The organism is Streptococcus oralis, from assembly GCF_001578945.1.
GTDB lineage: Bacteria > Bacillota > Bacilli > Lactobacillales > Streptococcaceae > Streptococcus > Streptococcus oralis_Q.
On record NZ_KQ969552.1, the window covers coordinates 156,319 to 171,647 of the forward strand.

Here is a 15,329-nt window from a genome sequence, read left to right on the forward strand (position 1 = left end):
CTAAAATTTCAGTAAAATGCTTATACTCTTCGAAAATCTCTTCAAACAACGTCAGCGTCGCCTTACCGTGGGTATGGTTACTGACTTCGTCAGTTCTATCCACAACCTCAAAACAGTGTTTTGAGCAGCCCGCGGCTAGCTTCCTAATTTATTCTTTGATTTTCATTGAGTATTATTCACTTTTTACTCGTTTGACATAGTTTTCAATTGGATAGTTTACTGGGTCCAAGGTCAACTCCTTGTCTTGGACCAATTGGGCTAGATGGTAACCAATGATAGGACCCGTTGTGAGGCCTGATGAACCTAGTCCACTAGCCGCATAGACACCTGCTAATCCAGGTACTTGTCCAAAAAATGGGGAGAAATCACTAGTATAGGCTCGGATTCCTACACGCTCACCTGATGATTTCGCTTCTGCCAAGGTTGGGTAGTGAGGTAAGGCTGCATCCTCCATTTGTTGGAGCAAGGTTTCATCTACCGTCAAATCAAATCCCATATCATTTTCGTGAGTAGCGCCTAAGGACAATTTCCCACCTGCAAAAGGAATCAAATCCCACTCCCCTTCTGGCATGACAACAGGATAGGCTTCCATGTCTTGGGCAAGTTGATAATCTCGGAGTTGCCCCTTTTGGGGACGAACATCTACCTCATATCCTAAAGGCTCCAAAATGTCTCCCAACCAAGCTCCCGTTGCCAAAATAACCTGATCAAATACCTCTTCTCCAATCTGGTAAACTGATGCTAAAGGTGTCAGACTCACTTTTTCTTTGACCAGCTTGACTTGACTGGCTTCTAGCAGACAAGTCACTAAGAGTTGGCCATCTACTCTCGCTCCACCAGAAGCATAGAGCAGGCAATCAAATCCCTGCAAACCAGGGAATAATTCATTAGCTGATGCTTGATCCAAAATAGCTAACTGGCCTATCAAGGGAGATTCTTCCCTGCGCTGGAGGGCTAGTTCATAAAGTTCTTCTAGCTTGGATTCATCCTTTTTCAAGAGAAAAACTCCCGAACGCTGGTAAAAATCGATTTCCTGACCAGACTTTTCTAAATCAGCCAACAAATCCACATAAAAGTCAGCCCCCAAGCGTGCTATCTTGTACCAGGCTTTATTGCGGCGTTTTGAAAACCAAGGACTGATAATCCCTGCTGCTGCCTTGGTAGCCTGCCCCTGTCCATGGTCAAAGACGGTCACCTCTAGCTCACTTTCTTTCGAGAGGTAGTAGGCAGCTGTTGCCCCTACAATCCCTGCTCCGATAATGGCTACTTTTTTCATTTTCTTCACCTTCTATCTAGATATGGTGGAAAGGATTGGTCGATGCCTGACTAGGCAAGATATCAATGCCCCAACGTTTCTCTTCCTTCCATTGAGTAAGAAGTGCTGCAATTTTTTCCACAAAAAGCACTTCGATATAATGACCTGGATCCAGTGCCAACAAGCCATCAGACAACATATCCTGAGCTGTGTGATAGTAAATATCACCAGTGATATAGACATCTGCTCCCTTAGCCAAAGCATCAGGATAAAACGATTGACCACTACCGCCACAGATAGCCACTCTTGAAATGGGCTTCTGCAAATCACTCTCTTGATAATGCACCATTCGAAGACTATCTAGACCAAATACTTGCTTGACATGTTGGGCGAATTCCCCAAATGTCTGAGGCTGAATATTCCCAATCCGACCAATCCCACGTTCTGGGCCTGTTTCCTGCAGATAAGTCGTTCCCTCAATACCTAGCATCTGGCAGAACCAGTCATTGAGACCATTATCAACGATGTCAATATTGGTATGACTGACATACACTGCAATATCATGCTTGATGAGGTCGATGTAAATCTGATTTTGCGGACGACTAGCTACCAAGTCCTTGATAGGACGGAAAATCGGCGCGTGCTTGACGATAATCAAATCCACACCCTTTTCAATGGCCTCTGCCACCGTCTCTTCACGAATGTCGAGGGCAACCATAACCCTTTGAATATCCTTGTCTAGAGTACCAATTTGCAGACCACGACTATCGCCCTCCATGGAAAATTCCTGAGGGCAAAAGCCTTCGTAGCGTTTAATCACTTCACTTGCTAGCATGGAGTACCTCCTTGATGGCTTGAATCTTATGAGCTAGAAATTGACGTTCTTCTCTATTTTTCTCTGGGATTTGGTCAAGAGCAACCTCTAACTTAGCTACTTCTTTTTGCCACTTTTGAACGAAGACTGGGCTGATTTCTTTGTACAAGAAAGGTCCAAAGCGAACATCACTGGCTGATAGCTTCATTTGTCCTGCTTCCACAACTAGAATTTCATAAAACTTGCCAGCTTCTTCTAAGATGCTTTCTGCCACAATCTGAAAATCGTTGCCCTGTAGCCAGATGCGCAAGTCGTCTTCACGATTATTGGGTTGGAGGATTAAACGTTCTACACTCGCAAGTTTATCCAATCCTTCTTCCAATATGGTCGCAATCAAACGGCCACCCATACCAGCAATGGTGATAACCGATACTTGGTCAGCCTCTTCAAATGCCGCTAAGCCATTGGCTAAACGAACTTGGATTTTCTCCTTTAGACCGTGAGCCTCAATATTTTTAATCGCAGACTGGTAGGGACCTTCCACCACCTCACCTGCAATGGCACTTTTGATTTGGCCTCTCTCTACCAACTCGATTGGCAGATAAGCATGGTCACTCCCCACATCTAGTAAAATGGCACCTTGCGGTACAAAGGACGCCACCAATTCTAATCTCTTTGAAATCATCTTCTCTCTCTTTCCAAAACTCTATTACCTCTTATTATACCACATTTCAGCTAGCAATCTTGCACCTAAAAAGACCGCGCTCCACAGATTGCGGTCTTTCTTTTTTTTTCGCTTGGTAACGACTAGTTAGAATGAAAATCACGGTAAAGACCAACATCATGGCCCCATAGACAGGTAATGTTTGTTCTGTTAAGGTCGAAATTTCAAGCAACTTTTGGATCATTGGGAAAAGAGCTGTGGCTAGGAAGCCTCCTACTGACCAGACAATCAAGAGGACACGCCAGAGGGTAAATGGCATGCAGGCTCTAAATACGGATAAGAAACCGATAGACCCAAGGAGATAATAGAGTAGGGTTGAGATTTCTAACTCAGACCAACCTTGACTCGCTCCAAAAATTTTCACAAAAAGAACGCTGAAGACGACCATGAGAGCGCTTGGTAGGGCACGAAACATGGATCTTCTGAGGAAGTTTGGTTCAACAGGTTTGATATTTCGCTCAAAAGTCAGAACGAATGGTGGGAACCCTTCCACGAATTGGTCGATCATGGTAATCTGGATCGGAATGAAAGGGAAAATCAAAATCCACTCAGACCGTCCCAGAAGAACACTGGCGATACAGATAACTGCTAACAAGAAGGAATAGATAGTTTTAATCAAGAAAATCGGTGCAATATGGGCAATGTTATTGACCACGCGACGGCCTTCAAAGAGAATTTCAGGAACATCATTAAAGTCAGAGTTCAAGAGAACCAGATTAGCAATCTGACGAGTCGCAGGATCTCCTTCAGCCATAACGATAGAACAATCCGCCTCACGAAGGGCCAGGATATCATTGACTCCGTCCCCTGTCATAGCCGTTGTATGACCTGCTTTTTTCAGTGTTTGGATGATGAGTTTCTTTTGATGAGGGGAAACACGACCAAAAATTGCTGTTCCCTCAGCCATGGCAATCAATTCCTCATCCGTGATTTTTGAGCAATCTACATAGCTGTGATAGTCGGCAAAGCCAGCCTTCTGGGCAATGCTGGATACAGTAACTGGATTGTCACCAGAGATAATCTTGAGTCCCACTTCCTGGGAACGGAGATAGTCCAGCGTCTCAGCTGCTCCTTCTCGAATCGGGTCCAAGATTTCCAGCAAGGCTAGGGCTTTAATATCAGACGGTTTCTGTGGTTTGTGATGATCTAGTTTTTCCTGACTGAGGGCTAAGACCAAGACACGTGACCCTCTCTCCAAGGCCTCTCTGGCTTCTGGGACTTCAGAGTCCAACAACATTTCAGGCGCACCTAAGAAAACCGTTCCTAGCCCTTCTAACTCCATAGCTCCCCACTTGCGGTCGCTTGAGAAAGGAAGATTCGAGATCATAGGATAGGCAACCTGTCCTTGGAAACGCTGGCGAATGGCTTGGGCTGTTGGATTTTTATCCTCACTGTGAGCGATATAGCTAGTCAAAATGCTGGCAATAGCCTCTTCACCATACATTTCCGTCAGAGGAAGAACCGCCTCCACCTGCATCTTTCCTTGGGTGATGGTGCCTGTCTTGTCCAGACAGAGCATATCCACGCGCGCCAAGGTTTCAACAGAGTACATCTCCTGCACCAAGACCTTTTTCAAGCCCAGCTTGATCACTGCGGTTAAGAGCGAAGTAATGGTCAAAAGGGCGATTCCCTTGGGTAACATTCCTAAAAGAGCTGTCGATGAATTTACAACGGATGACTTGAGGGGCAAGCCCTTTAAAATCAAGGCTTCTAGCAAGAGAGCTAGACCAAAGGGAATGATAATCTTCCCCGTAAAACCAGCTAGCTTGTCCAGCGATTTCATGATACGGGAGTTGATCGGCTTCACTGTCTTAGCTTCCAGCATGAGTTTGGAAGCATAGTTTTCTGCCCCAACATGGTGGATTTGAGCCAAAACTGCGCCACTAGCTAGGAAACTGCCCGATAAAAGCAGAGCATCCACTTCCTTTTGTACTAAATCACTCTCCCCCGTTAACATGGCTTCATTGACTTCCGCAAAACCTTCCAGAACCAGAGCATCACTAGGAATCTGTTCCCCCGCAGACAGACGAATGACATCTCCTAGAACCAATTCTTCAGGATTGAGGGCAACTTCCTGACCATCACGAATGGTTTTGACCTTTTCCTTGGTCATGAGATTGAGCTTGTCCACCATGTGTTTGGCCCGTAGCTCAGTCACAATCCCAGAAAAAGCGTTAAAGCAGATAACGGCAAAGAAGACCAGATTGCTCCAAGCCTGCACAAAGGCTAGTGCCAAAGCAATGACAAAGTTTAATGCGTTAAAAAGTGTAAAAACATTTCGTTTGATGATTTGCCAAGTACTGGTACTGGCTGAAGCGGTAAAGTCATTTACCAAACCTTGAGCCTGTCTTTCCTTGACTTCTCTTTGGGTTAATCCCATTAACTTATTTTTATCCATAAACTCTATCATATCATTTTCTCTAGAAAAATTCTAATCTCATCCAAAAACTGTTGACTGATAACTGAAAAAGTTTGCCAGCAGTCTTTTGATAAGGTATAATAATAAAAGCAATACAATCGAAGGAGAGCTCATGTTTTATACTTATTTGCGTGGACTAGTCATGCTGATCTTGTGGTCCATCAATGGCAATGCCCACTATCACAATACTGATAAAATCCCTAGCCGAGACGAAAACTATATCCTCGTCGCACCTCACCGTACCTGGTGGGATCCTGTTTACATGGCCTTTGCGACCAAGCCAAAACAGTTCATCTTTATGGCCAAAAAAGAGCTTTTTAACAACCGTATCTTTGGCTGGTGGATCCGTATGTGTGGCGCCTTTCCTATCGACCGGGAAAAACCTAATGCCTCTGCCATCAAGTACCCCATCAACGTCCTCAAAAAAAGCGACCGCTCTCTCATCATGTTTCCAAGTGGGAGCCGTCACTCAAACGATGTCAAGGGTGGAGTTGCCTTGATTGCCAAAATGGCTAAGGTCCGTATCATGCCTGTTACCTACACCGGTCCCATGACCTTGAAAGGATTAGTCAGTCGTGAACGTGTGGATATGAACTTTGGAAATCCTATCGATATCTCAGACATCAAGAAAATGAATGATGAAGGAATCGAAATGGTTGCAGACCGTATCCAAGCAGAATTCCAACGTTTGGACGAGGAAACCAAGCAATGGCACAATGATAAAAAACCAAACCCACTCTGGTGGTTTGTCCGCATCCCTGCCCTCATCCTTGCTGTGGTTGTTGGTATCCTAACAATTATCTTTACCTTCATTGCAAGCTTTATCTGGAATCCAGATAAGAAGAGAGAAGCTCTTGGTTAAAAAATACAAATATCCCTTGGCTTTTGCCAAGGGATAATCTTTTATTCGATTTTCCATTTTTGGGCCAACCAGTTGGAAAAGGCTAGAAATCGCTTAGCAACTTGCTCATGATGGCCATAAGGATCAAAGACAAACTGACCAGTCGGATAGCGTTGCTGAAGGCTGGTATGAATCTGCTCAGCATAGACTGGTGCTTGAGCCAAGCGATTGGTATGATTGATTCCTTCTGTTTGACCATTCTGTAAATACAGCAAACAATCTAGATTTTTCACTGTCTCTTCCTTGCAGTAAGTCACAAAATCAGGATACCAAAAGGAACCGCAGATAGAGAAGACACAGGAGACCTTGTCAAAGCTGAAAAGACTGTAAACTGCCACCAAACCACCTAGTGAGTAACCTCCGTAGGCAAGCCGATCTTTGTCTAGGCGATAAAGCGACTGCAACTTATCTAAAAGACCTCCAAATAAATGACCATGATAGGCAGTTGCCTGACCACCAAAATCCGGAGCCCCCTCTCTCAGAGCAGCTGCCTTCCAAGGAGTATAGTCGTTTAGGCGATTTTTAGAGGTCAAGCCCACTAAAATCACAGATTCTGAAAGGGAAGATAGGAAATTCAAGTTTCCATCATTCAAAAGAATGGCTGGATAGGTTTGGTTGGAGTCATAGGTTGAAGGAAGGCTGACCCTAACTTGGATCCCTTCCCAATCAAACTCATTATTTATTGATAAAGTCATTGATTTTCTCGAGGGAATCAATCACCGCTGGACCATAGTCCATCAACTCATCATAAGAAATGGTCATGATTTTTTGATTCTTGATTGCAGGAACATTTTCTAAGACAGCATTTTTCTTCATCAACTCTACTGCGTTTTCATCCAATTTTTTATTACGATCACTGGTCACATAGATGATTAACTCAGGATCCATTGACACGAGATTTTCCAAGGTCAAGCCAGATGTTCCTGTTGCAACATTGGTATAACCAAGTTGATTCAACAAGCTTTCTTGCAAAGCAGACTTGTATGCACCAAAGGTTTCATCGTTATAAGCAACCATAATCAAAGCCTTTTTCTTTTCTCCTTGGCTTGCTGGATTTGCTTTCTTAACGGCGTCAATTTTAGCTTGTAATTGCTCTGCATATTGGTTAGCCTTGTCTTGTACATTGAAAATCATTCCAATATTTTTCACATCCTCAACGATATTCTCCAAATCTTGTTGAATGTTTGATAGGGATGCTTTTTGTGAATAGACTGGGATTTTGTTTTCATTCCAAGCGCTAACTGTTCCCAAGGATTTTTCAGAGAACATCATGTTTCGACCCATCACAGCATCTGGCTCATAAGAAAGAACCGTTTCCTGTGAGACAGATTTCTTATCACCGATGTGTGGAATGGCTTCAATATCATCCTTGTACTTGCCTGTTACTGCATTATCTGGGTTGAGCATGCCGGCAATTTTATCCTTCAAACCTAACTCAAGCAAGATTTCAGTTGTTGAAAGATTGTTGGTGATAACTTTTTCAGGTGTCTTGTCAAAAACTTGTTCGACTTCATTTCCTTTTGCATCATAGGTTTTGACCGTTAACGGATAAGTCGTCTCTGCGCTGGCCTTTTGACTTGTTTCTGTGCTAGACTGTGTGGTAGCTTTTTCTGTAGTAGCATTACCACAAGCTGCCATGGTTAGGGTAGCTACTGTTACGAGTAAAATACTGAGTGTCTTTTTCATGTTTTTTTCCTTTTCTTTTTATAAATAGTGAATCATTGCTTGCTGATCCTCGGTCCAAGTAACCTGACTTTGAACTCCGTATACAGTTTGCAATGACTCAGGGGTGATGGTCTCCTTTGGAGTCCCTTGGTAAAGGATTTCCCCCTCTTTCATCAGATAGAGATAATCCGAATAGCGACAAGCAAGTTGAATGTCATGTAGGACAGCTAGAACATTGACCTTGAGATTTTTCACAATGGCCAACAAGTCTAGCTGATACTTGATATCTAGGTGATTGGTTGGTTCATCTAGGAGCAAGAGAGTCGGTTCTTGCGCCAAGGCGCGGGCCAACAAGACTCGTTGTTTCTCTCCCCCTGACAGAGACGAATAGAGACGAGTTTTCTTCTCAAGCATATCCACCTTGACGAGAGCATCTTGAACAAGGGCATAATCTCTTTCCTTTTCCTTCTGTAGAAAAGAGAGATGGGGCGTTCTTCCTAGCAAGACGATTTCTTCAACTGTACAATCAAACTGCAATTGATTGAACTGGGTTACAACTGCCATTTGCTTGGCTGTTTCTTTGAGTGACCAATGCTCCAGCGGCTTTCCATCTAGGATTATCAAGCCTTTGTCCGCCTTTTCCTGACGATAGAGGAGTTTAAGCAAGCTGGTTTTTCCACTTCCATTTGGACCTAGTATCGTATGAAATTGATGCCCCTCAACCTTAAGAGAAACACCTTTTAAGATTTTTTTCTCTCCCAGTCCAAAGTGGACATCCTGATAAATCAAATCCATATCAGCCCCTCACCTCCCTTCGCCTACCTCCAACAATGTAGATAAAGAAGGGAGCACCTACCAAGGCTGTGAAAATACCAATTGGAAGCTCAGCATTGGGAATGATGACACGAGAGAGTACATCTGCCCAAACGACAAAGAGGGCACCCAGTAAGGTCGCAACAGGAAAAAGTCTCCTGTAATTCGTTCCTACTAACCCTCGAGCTAAGTGAGGAGTAATCAGACCGACAAATCCAATAATCCCACAGGTTGCCACCAAGACTGCTGTCAGCACAGCCACCATGGTCACATAAAGATACCAATAAAAGCGTAAGGGAATTCCCAAAGTTAAAGCAGCCTCATCTCCCATCATCATCGCATTGAAAACACGATACTGAGTAGAGAAAAATAGAAAGGCCATTCCTACTACTATAGTTGGTAGGACTAAGTCAGACCAGGAAGTCCCAGCAAGCGAGCCCATGGTCCAAAACTTAATGGTCATCACACTGTCAGCATTTGCACCAACTGAGATAATAAAGTTAGAAAAAGCCAGAAAGAGAGCATTGACCACCGTTCCTGATAAGATCAGACTAGAAGTCGTCATCCTTCCCTGCATAGAGGCAATGATGAGGACAGCAATTGTTGCCAAAATAGCTCCAAGAAAAGCTCCAAGGCTAATCATCACTTTTAAACCAAGAATGATGCTCAAGGTTGCCCCTAGAGTTGCACCCGCAGAGATGCCTAAGACATAGGGTTCTGCGATAGGGTTGTTTACCGTGGACTGCATCACGCTGCCACACATAGAAAGACCAGCTCCTACTATCAAGCCTAACAATACTCGGGGGAATCTCATGTTCCATACAATGGCAAGAGTGGACTTGGAAACCTCTCCTATCTCAAGAGGAAAACCCAACCTACTCAAAATAATCCGATAGGTATCTCCTAAATCAATCTCAACGGATCCCATAGAAACTGCTAGAAAGAGGGAAACTCCCAAAACACCTAGCAAAACACCTAAAAGTAACACAAATTGCAGGTCTTGTTGGCTTCCAAAGCATTTGGAAAGCATGCAAACCTCCTTTGATAGAATCTTAAAAATTTAGAAAATTCTCATTAATAGTATACCATATTTCTATTAGATGAGCAAGGATAGAAACATATGTAGAAAAAGCCCTCTGAAATCAGAGGGCTAATTTGAGCTCGGGCTAAAATCCTAGCGAAAAAGATGAAACTCCTTGTGTTCATCGAACACTGCGTCGTTTCCCTATTTTCATACGGATTTTTATCGCCCTTAGCATCCTATTTCTTGCTGGTTAAAACGTTTATAGACTAGGCGACAAGCCGAAGATTGTACTGATGGTACATTGAGGCGAAGGCAACGAAGTATAGAAACGTTTTAGACGCAAGATTAACGACGAAGTCCTAGAGAGTTGATTAACTCGCGGTAACGGTTAACGTCGTTCTTACGCAAGTATGCAAGCAAGTTACGACGGCGACCGATTTTCTTCATCAATCCACGGTAAGTAGCGTGGTCTTTTTTGTGTTGTTTGATGTGTTCGTTAAGGTGGTTGATTTCCCAAGTAAGGACAGCAACTTGAACCTCTACTGAACCTGTATCACCTTCGTGACGTGCATATTGTGCGATAATTTCATTTTTTTTCTCTTTTGAGATTGCCATGATGTTTCTCCTTTTTATTTGGCTTCATCCGAGTGACAGGTTGGCATGCCTGTAACCAAGAAGAAGTTATTTGTCTTTACGACAGTTCTTATTCTACCAAGAAGCAGGGACTTTGTCAACTGATTTACTATTTAAAACCGTGAATTACTCTACTGATTTCAGGGATTCAAGCATATCCACTTTTCTCAAGTGGCGATTGACAAAGAGACCTAGTAAAGTCAAAATCACAGTCACTGCGACGATTGGAAGCGCATAGACTTCCCAGCTGACCTGAGGATAAAAGAGTATGGTGGCTGGTGAAATCATTTGAATCAAAAATTGATGTAAATAGTGGCCAGCTACCAAACCAAGAGCAATCCCCACAAGGGACAGCACCATAGTCTCGCGGTAGATATAGAGGGTCACTTCTTTATTATGGAAACCGAGAACCTTGATAGTCGAAAGTTCACGAATACGTTCTGCGACATTGATGTTAGTGAGATTGTAGAGGATGACAATGGCTAGTAAAACGGAAACAAGGACAAGGATTGCCATAGTTTTATTGAGCGAACTAGCCACGGATTCAAAGAGATGGATGGCCGTCGCATTTTGAACCACCCCTGAAACAGCAGTTTTTTCCATGAAGGTAGCCGCTTCTTTCTCCGTATTGGAAGGTGTTGGGTCTTTTAATTTTACTAAGTAGGTATTGTCTTGTGGACTGGTGCCGTAGATTTGTTCATAAGTCGCTCGGTTAAGATAAACAAAGTGTCCAACATAGTTTTCAGAAATAGTCGCGACCCTGATTTCCTTCCCATCAAGCTCCAGCTTGTCTCCAATCGTAACACCTGATAGTTGGGCTAATTTTTGACTCACGACCGCTCCATCGGTGATCTGCAACTCTCGCCCATTTTCCTCTAATGTGATAAAGGGCTTGAAGTCCTCTCCACTAGTAACCATCATGGTGATAGTCTGAAGTCCTATTTTTCCTTTGAAATCTTTTTCAATGGATTTAGAGTAAATCTTTTGATAAGCATGGATAGGCTCCGCTTGCAAGGCACTTTCTAGATCTGCTTTTTCTTGCTCCGTCGCACTGCTCTTTTCCGCTACAATCATCTGGTATTGCTGGATTTGTTCAAATTGGCGCTCGGAAACTCCTCCCACAGATGACTGAATGCCCAGACCGGCAAATAAGAGAGCAACCGAACCTGCAACTCCAAAAATGGTCATCAACATCCGTTGCTTATATCGGAAAATATTTCGCGCAGTAACCTTATGAGTGAAGCTTAGACGACTCCAAATAAAGTTCAAACGCTCTAGCAAAATCTTTGATCCCTTAACGGGAGGTTTGGGAAGTAAGAGTTGGGCTGCTTCATCGTTCAACTCCCTTCGCGCCACCAGATAAGCTGGCAAGACACTGGATACCCAACTTAAGGCTAGGGCAAGGAGGCTATAAGACCAATAGAAATACTCCTGACTTTTCCCAACGACCATCCCTGCTGTTATAACATCCGAAATCACGCCCGCAAGGAGATAATGTCCTAGAAGCGTTCCTAAAACGGTTCCCATAGTTCCTGCAAGAAAACCATAGAGGACAAACTTAGCAACTATATCTCGATTTCGGTAACCCAAGGCCTTGAAAATACCAGCATTGGTGCGTTCTTCATCCACAAAGCGAGTCATCGTTGTAAAGGTTACCATCGCAGCAACCATATAAAGCACCACTGGGAAGATATTCCCGACTGAACGAATGCTTGACGATGCATTGCTATACATGAGATAGCCTTGACCGCCTGGCATGGTTTGGCGGTTGTAAACATGGTAAGTCGGCTCTGCCAGTTCATCAAGCTCTTTCTGACGCTGTTCAAGCTTCTCTTTTTCCTTAGTTAGATCACTCTCTGTCTGAGCCAGTTTTTCTTTTTGAGTCGCCAGTTCTTCCTTAGCCTTTGTCAGCTGTCCCTTGGCTTGAGTTTTTTGAGGTTCAGACAAAGCGGTCACTTGTTCTTCTTGGGTTTTCAAACGACTTTCAGCCTGCTCTAACTGACTCTTGCCATTTTCAAGGTTGCTTTCAGCAGTTTGGAGCTGTTCTTTGCTCTCTTCCAGGCTCTTTTGCCCATTTGATTTGATACTTGCCAATCTTTTTTGACCATTATCGGCCAGTAAGTCTTGCAAATCTTCCTGATGTTGAGCTCGTTTGGTCTTATAGTCTGATGAAAAAGCATCCAGATTTTTTAAATCGTCATAGCGCACACGCGCAATACTATAAACATCTGAGTCAAACTGACTGGGTAAAATCACTCCATAGCCAGCTAGGTTGCCATTTCCACTACTAGCACTTCCTAAATCTTCTTTAGAAAGGATCTCACCCGACTGAACAAATCCAGTAATTGTGAAAGTTTGGGATTTTAGGACGGACTTTTCTTCTTTCTTGCTAAAGGTAATGGTCTGCCCAATCTGATAGCGGTCTTTCCAGAAATCGGCTAGAGCAATTTCCCCATCTGCCTCTGGCAGTCGCCCTTCTGTCACTTGAAATGTTGAAATGCTCTCTGGTTTGGAATAAAGTCGAACCGCTTCTTCACTATGTTCAACGGTTAGGTCTGCCATATAGCCAAACTCAACACTTGCTCCTTGAAGGGTCTTTAGTTCGTCCTGGTCTTCTTTGTCCAAGCCATAATCAGCTATCACGGCCAGATCCAGAGTATTGGCTTTACGGAGATAATCTTCTGCCGTACGTTCCATGTTTGGACTGGCTACTTTAAGACCAACTAGAGCTAAAGAACCCAGCATCATCAAGGTCAAGATAGAAACAAAGCGTCCCTTTGATGTCGTCACTGACTGAAATAGGTCTTTCCGATATGTTTTTTTCATGCTAATACTCCAATGTATCGATATCCTGCGGATGCTCATTGATTGTTACGCTCTTAACCGTTGCATCGCGCATGTGAATCACACGATCTGCAATAGGGGCTAGTGCACCATTGTGGGTCACGATAATCACCGTCGCTCCTTTTTGACGTGACATGTCTTGGAGAATCTTCAAGACTTGCTTCCCCGTCTGGTAATCCAAGGCACCCGTCGGTTCATCACAGAGGAGAATTTTAGGATTTTTAGCTACAGCGCGTGCAATGGAGACTCGCTGTTGCTCCCCTCCAGAAAGCTGGGCTGGAAAGTTATTGAGGCGATGAGCCAGACCTACGTCTGTCAAGACCTGCTCAGGATCCAAGGCATCTGTCACAATTTCTGAGGCTAATTCCACATTTTCCTTGGCTGTCAGATTAGAGACCAGATTGTAAAATTGAAAAACAAAGCCTACATCTTCACGACGATAGTTTGTTCGTTGGTGCGAACTATAGTTGGCAATATTGACACCATCAATCCAAATCTCCCCCTCATCATTGGTATCCATACCTCCTAGGAGATTGAGAACGGTTGATTTTCCAGCACCTGAAGCACCAAGTATGATAACCAGCTCCCCTTTTTCAATTTCAAAATTCACATCACGATTAGCCACAATCTCCGTATCCCCAACCTGGTAACGCTTGTAGCTGTGTTTCATCTCAATATAAGCCATGTCGTTTATCTCCTTTTCAAAGCTCACTTTATTAAATAAACAAAGTGTTGATTCTAAATCACAAATATTATATAATGGGCTAAGTCAAAAAGCAATAATCAAAAATCAACAAAGTGTTGATTTAAGAAGAAGGAAGAAAAATGGTTCAGAAACGAAAAACTACTACTAAGGAAGACATCAAAGAAGCTTTGATTCAGTTGCTATCAGAGGAAAAATTTGAAAATATATCAATTAGTAAGCTCTGCAAACGGGCAGGAATTAATAGGGGAACTTTCTATCTACACTATGAAGACAAATATCAAATGATTGACAGTTTTAAAAGTGAAATCATTTCCCAGCTCTACATTTTTTTAGAAAAAGAAAGAAAATCGCTTAGAAAGTGTATGTTAGCCAATTTCTATATATTACGTTCGAACGAACGCCTTATCAACGCCTTGTCTCAAAGTCATTACATAGACTTTCGTGGTGCAATTCGTGAATTTCTAAGTAGCATTCTTCTAAATGAAAATCAAAAAGAAACGACTCGTCATTTCTTATCAGAAAACTTCCAAATTCCTCACAAATATGCTTTGGAAATCTTCTTATCAAGTATTGAAGGGATTATTTCTCTTTGGATTGCTGGGGGAGCGCAAGAAGAACCGGAAGAAATCACGGATATGATTTTATCAACCTATAACTACGAACACTGTAGCCATAAATCAAAAGAAGATTAACTCATACAACCCACTACAGCATAAGCTATATTCTCTCATTTTATACTTTTTCAATTAGCTAAATTGCCTTTTTTTAACTTAGATACAAAAAAGCCTAGGAATTCCTAGGCTTTCTGTTTATAGATTATTTCCCAAGGTAGTATTCAGAAACTACGTTCAATTTTTCGTCAAATTCGAATACCAATGGTGGGAAGTTAGGGATTTCCACGTCCATGATTTCGTCATCTGACAATTGTTTGATGTGTTTTACAAGGGCACGGATTGAGTTACCGTGAGCTCCTACGAATACATTTTTTCCATCTTTCAAAGCTGGAGCGATTTTATCTTCCCAGAAAGGAAGGGCACGTTCCAAAGTCACTTTCAAGTTTTCAGCATCTGGGATAACTGAGTCGTCAAGTGAAGCGTAACGACGGTCAGTGTGAGCTGAATGCTCATCATCACGGTCCATGTTTGGAGGCAATACATCGTATGAACGACGCCAGATGTGAACTTGCTCATCACCAAATTGTTCAGCAGCTTCAGCTTTATTTTTACCAGTCAAACCACCGTAGTGACGTTCGTTCAAGCGCCATGATTTTTCAACTGGAACCCACAATTGGTCAGAAGCTTCAAGAGCCAAGTTTGTTGTTTTGATCGCACGTTTCAATACTGAAGTGTAAGCTTGGTCAAATTCGATACCAGCTTCTTTGATCAATTTACCAGCGTCAATCGCTTGTTGTGTACCTTTTTCAGACAAATCAACATCAGCCCAACCAGTGAAAAGGTTAGCTTTGTTCCATTCAGACTCACCGTGGCGAGCAAAAACCAATTTTACCATTAGATGGATTCTCCTTTTATTT

14 protein-coding genes are annotated in these 15,329 nt (G+C 43.0%); 2 read left to right on the forward strand and 12 right to left on the reverse strand.

The window, feature by feature from the left end:
* Positions 1-172: 172 nt before the first annotated feature.
* The 4 genes from SORDD16_RS06175 to SORDD16_RS06190 are packed head-to-tail and all read right to left on the reverse strand — an operon-like array spanning position 173 to position 5,191.
* On the reverse strand, positions 173-1,276 hold the full coding sequence (locus tag SORDD16_RS06175; protein ID WP_061452748.1) for an NAD(P)/FAD-dependent oxidoreductase: 1,104 nt from the start codon (positions 1,274-1,276) through the stop codon (positions 173-175).
* Between the two features lie 16 nt (positions 1,277-1,292).
* Positions 1,293-2,090, reverse strand: a complete 798-nt coding sequence (locus SORDD16_RS06180; protein WP_061452749.1) for a Nif3-like dinuclear metal center hexameric protein — start codon at positions 2,088-2,090, stop codon at positions 1,293-1,295.
* Positions 2,077-2,754, reverse strand: a complete 678-nt coding sequence (locus SORDD16_RS06185; protein ID WP_061452750.1) for a tRNA (adenine(22)-N(1))-methyltransferase — start codon at positions 2,752-2,754, stop codon at positions 2,077-2,079. Before SORDD16_RS06185 ends, SORDD16_RS06180 begins: the two co-directional genes overlap by 14 nt.
* A 46-nt stretch (positions 2,755-2,800) precedes the next feature.
* The gene (locus SORDD16_RS06190) at positions 2,801-5,191 is read right to left on the reverse strand and encodes a cation-translocating P-type ATPase (RefSeq protein ID WP_061452751.1); all 2,391 of its coding nucleotides are present in this window, start codon (positions 5,189-5,191) and stop codon (positions 2,801-2,803) included.
* Positions 5,192-5,324: 133 nt separating this feature from the next.
* Here SORDD16_RS06190 and SORDD16_RS06195 point away from each other — a divergent pair, with 133 nt between their 5' ends.
* Entirely contained in the window at positions 5,325-6,074 is a 750-nt protein-coding gene (locus tag SORDD16_RS06195; protein ID WP_049485162.1) for a lysophospholipid acyltransferase family protein, read from the forward strand.
* Positions 6,075-6,115: 41 nt separating this feature from the next.
* On the opposite strand, the gene SORDD16_RS06200 is transcribed toward SORDD16_RS06195, so the two are convergent.
* The 7 genes from SORDD16_RS06200 to SORDD16_RS06230 form a co-directional block, all read right to left on the reverse strand.
* Positions 6,116-6,808: an alpha/beta hydrolase-fold protein gene (locus SORDD16_RS06200; RefSeq protein ID WP_061452752.1), complete on the reverse strand. Its 693-nt coding sequence runs from the start codon at positions 6,806-6,808 to the stop codon at positions 6,116-6,118.
* Complete coding sequence (locus tag SORDD16_RS06205) at positions 6,789-7,799, reverse strand: ABC transporter substrate-binding protein (RefSeq protein WP_061452753.1); 1,011 nt, start codon at positions 7,797-7,799, stop codon at positions 6,789-6,791. Before SORDD16_RS06205 ends, SORDD16_RS06200 begins: the two co-directional genes overlap by 20 nt.
* 18 nt (positions 7,800-7,817) lie before the next feature.
* The gene (locus SORDD16_RS06210) at positions 7,818-8,573 is read right to left on the reverse strand and encodes an ABC transporter ATP-binding protein (protein ID WP_061452754.1); all 756 of its coding nucleotides are present in this window, start codon (positions 8,571-8,573) and stop codon (positions 7,818-7,820) included.
* Between the two features lies 1 nt (position 8,574).
* Complete coding sequence (locus SORDD16_RS06215; RefSeq protein ID WP_061452755.1) at positions 8,575-9,621, reverse strand: FecCD family ABC transporter permease; 1,047 nt, start codon at positions 9,619-9,621, stop codon at positions 8,575-8,577.
* A 339-nt stretch (positions 9,622-9,960) separates the two neighbouring features.
* Positions 9,961-10,230, reverse strand: a complete 270-nt coding sequence (gene rpsO, locus SORDD16_RS06220) for a 30S ribosomal protein S15 (RefSeq protein ID WP_001018251.1) — start codon at positions 10,228-10,230, stop codon at positions 9,961-9,963.
* A gap of 144 nt (positions 10,231-10,374) precedes the next feature.
* The gene (locus SORDD16_RS06225; RefSeq protein WP_164966499.1) at positions 10,375-13,080 is read right to left on the reverse strand and encodes an FtsX-like permease family protein; all 2,706 of its coding nucleotides are present in this window, start codon (positions 13,078-13,080) and stop codon (positions 10,375-10,377) included.
* Positions 13,076-13,777 carry an ABC transporter ATP-binding protein gene (locus tag SORDD16_RS06230; RefSeq protein WP_061452757.1) on the reverse strand — a complete coding sequence of 234 codons (702 nt, stop codon included), beginning with the start codon at positions 13,775-13,777 and terminating at the stop codon, positions 13,076-13,078. The genes SORDD16_RS06225 and SORDD16_RS06230 overlap by 5 nt, the downstream gene beginning before the upstream one ends.
* Before the next feature lie 140 nt (positions 13,778-13,917).
* Here SORDD16_RS06230 and SORDD16_RS06235 point away from each other — a divergent pair, with 140 nt between their 5' ends.
* Positions 13,918-14,490 carry a TetR/AcrR family transcriptional regulator gene (locus SORDD16_RS06235; RefSeq protein WP_061452758.1) on the forward strand — a complete coding sequence of 191 codons (573 nt, stop codon included), beginning with the start codon at positions 13,918-13,920 and terminating at the stop codon, positions 14,488-14,490.
* A 124-nt stretch (positions 14,491-14,614) separates the two neighbouring features.
* Here the strand turns inward: SORDD16_RS06235 and SORDD16_RS06240 are convergent, their stop codons facing one another.
* Complete coding sequence (locus tag SORDD16_RS06240; RefSeq protein ID WP_042768625.1) at positions 14,615-15,307, reverse strand: phosphoglycerate mutase; 693 nt, start codon at positions 15,305-15,307, stop codon at positions 14,615-14,617.
* Positions 15,308-15,329: the final 22 nt, after the last annotated feature.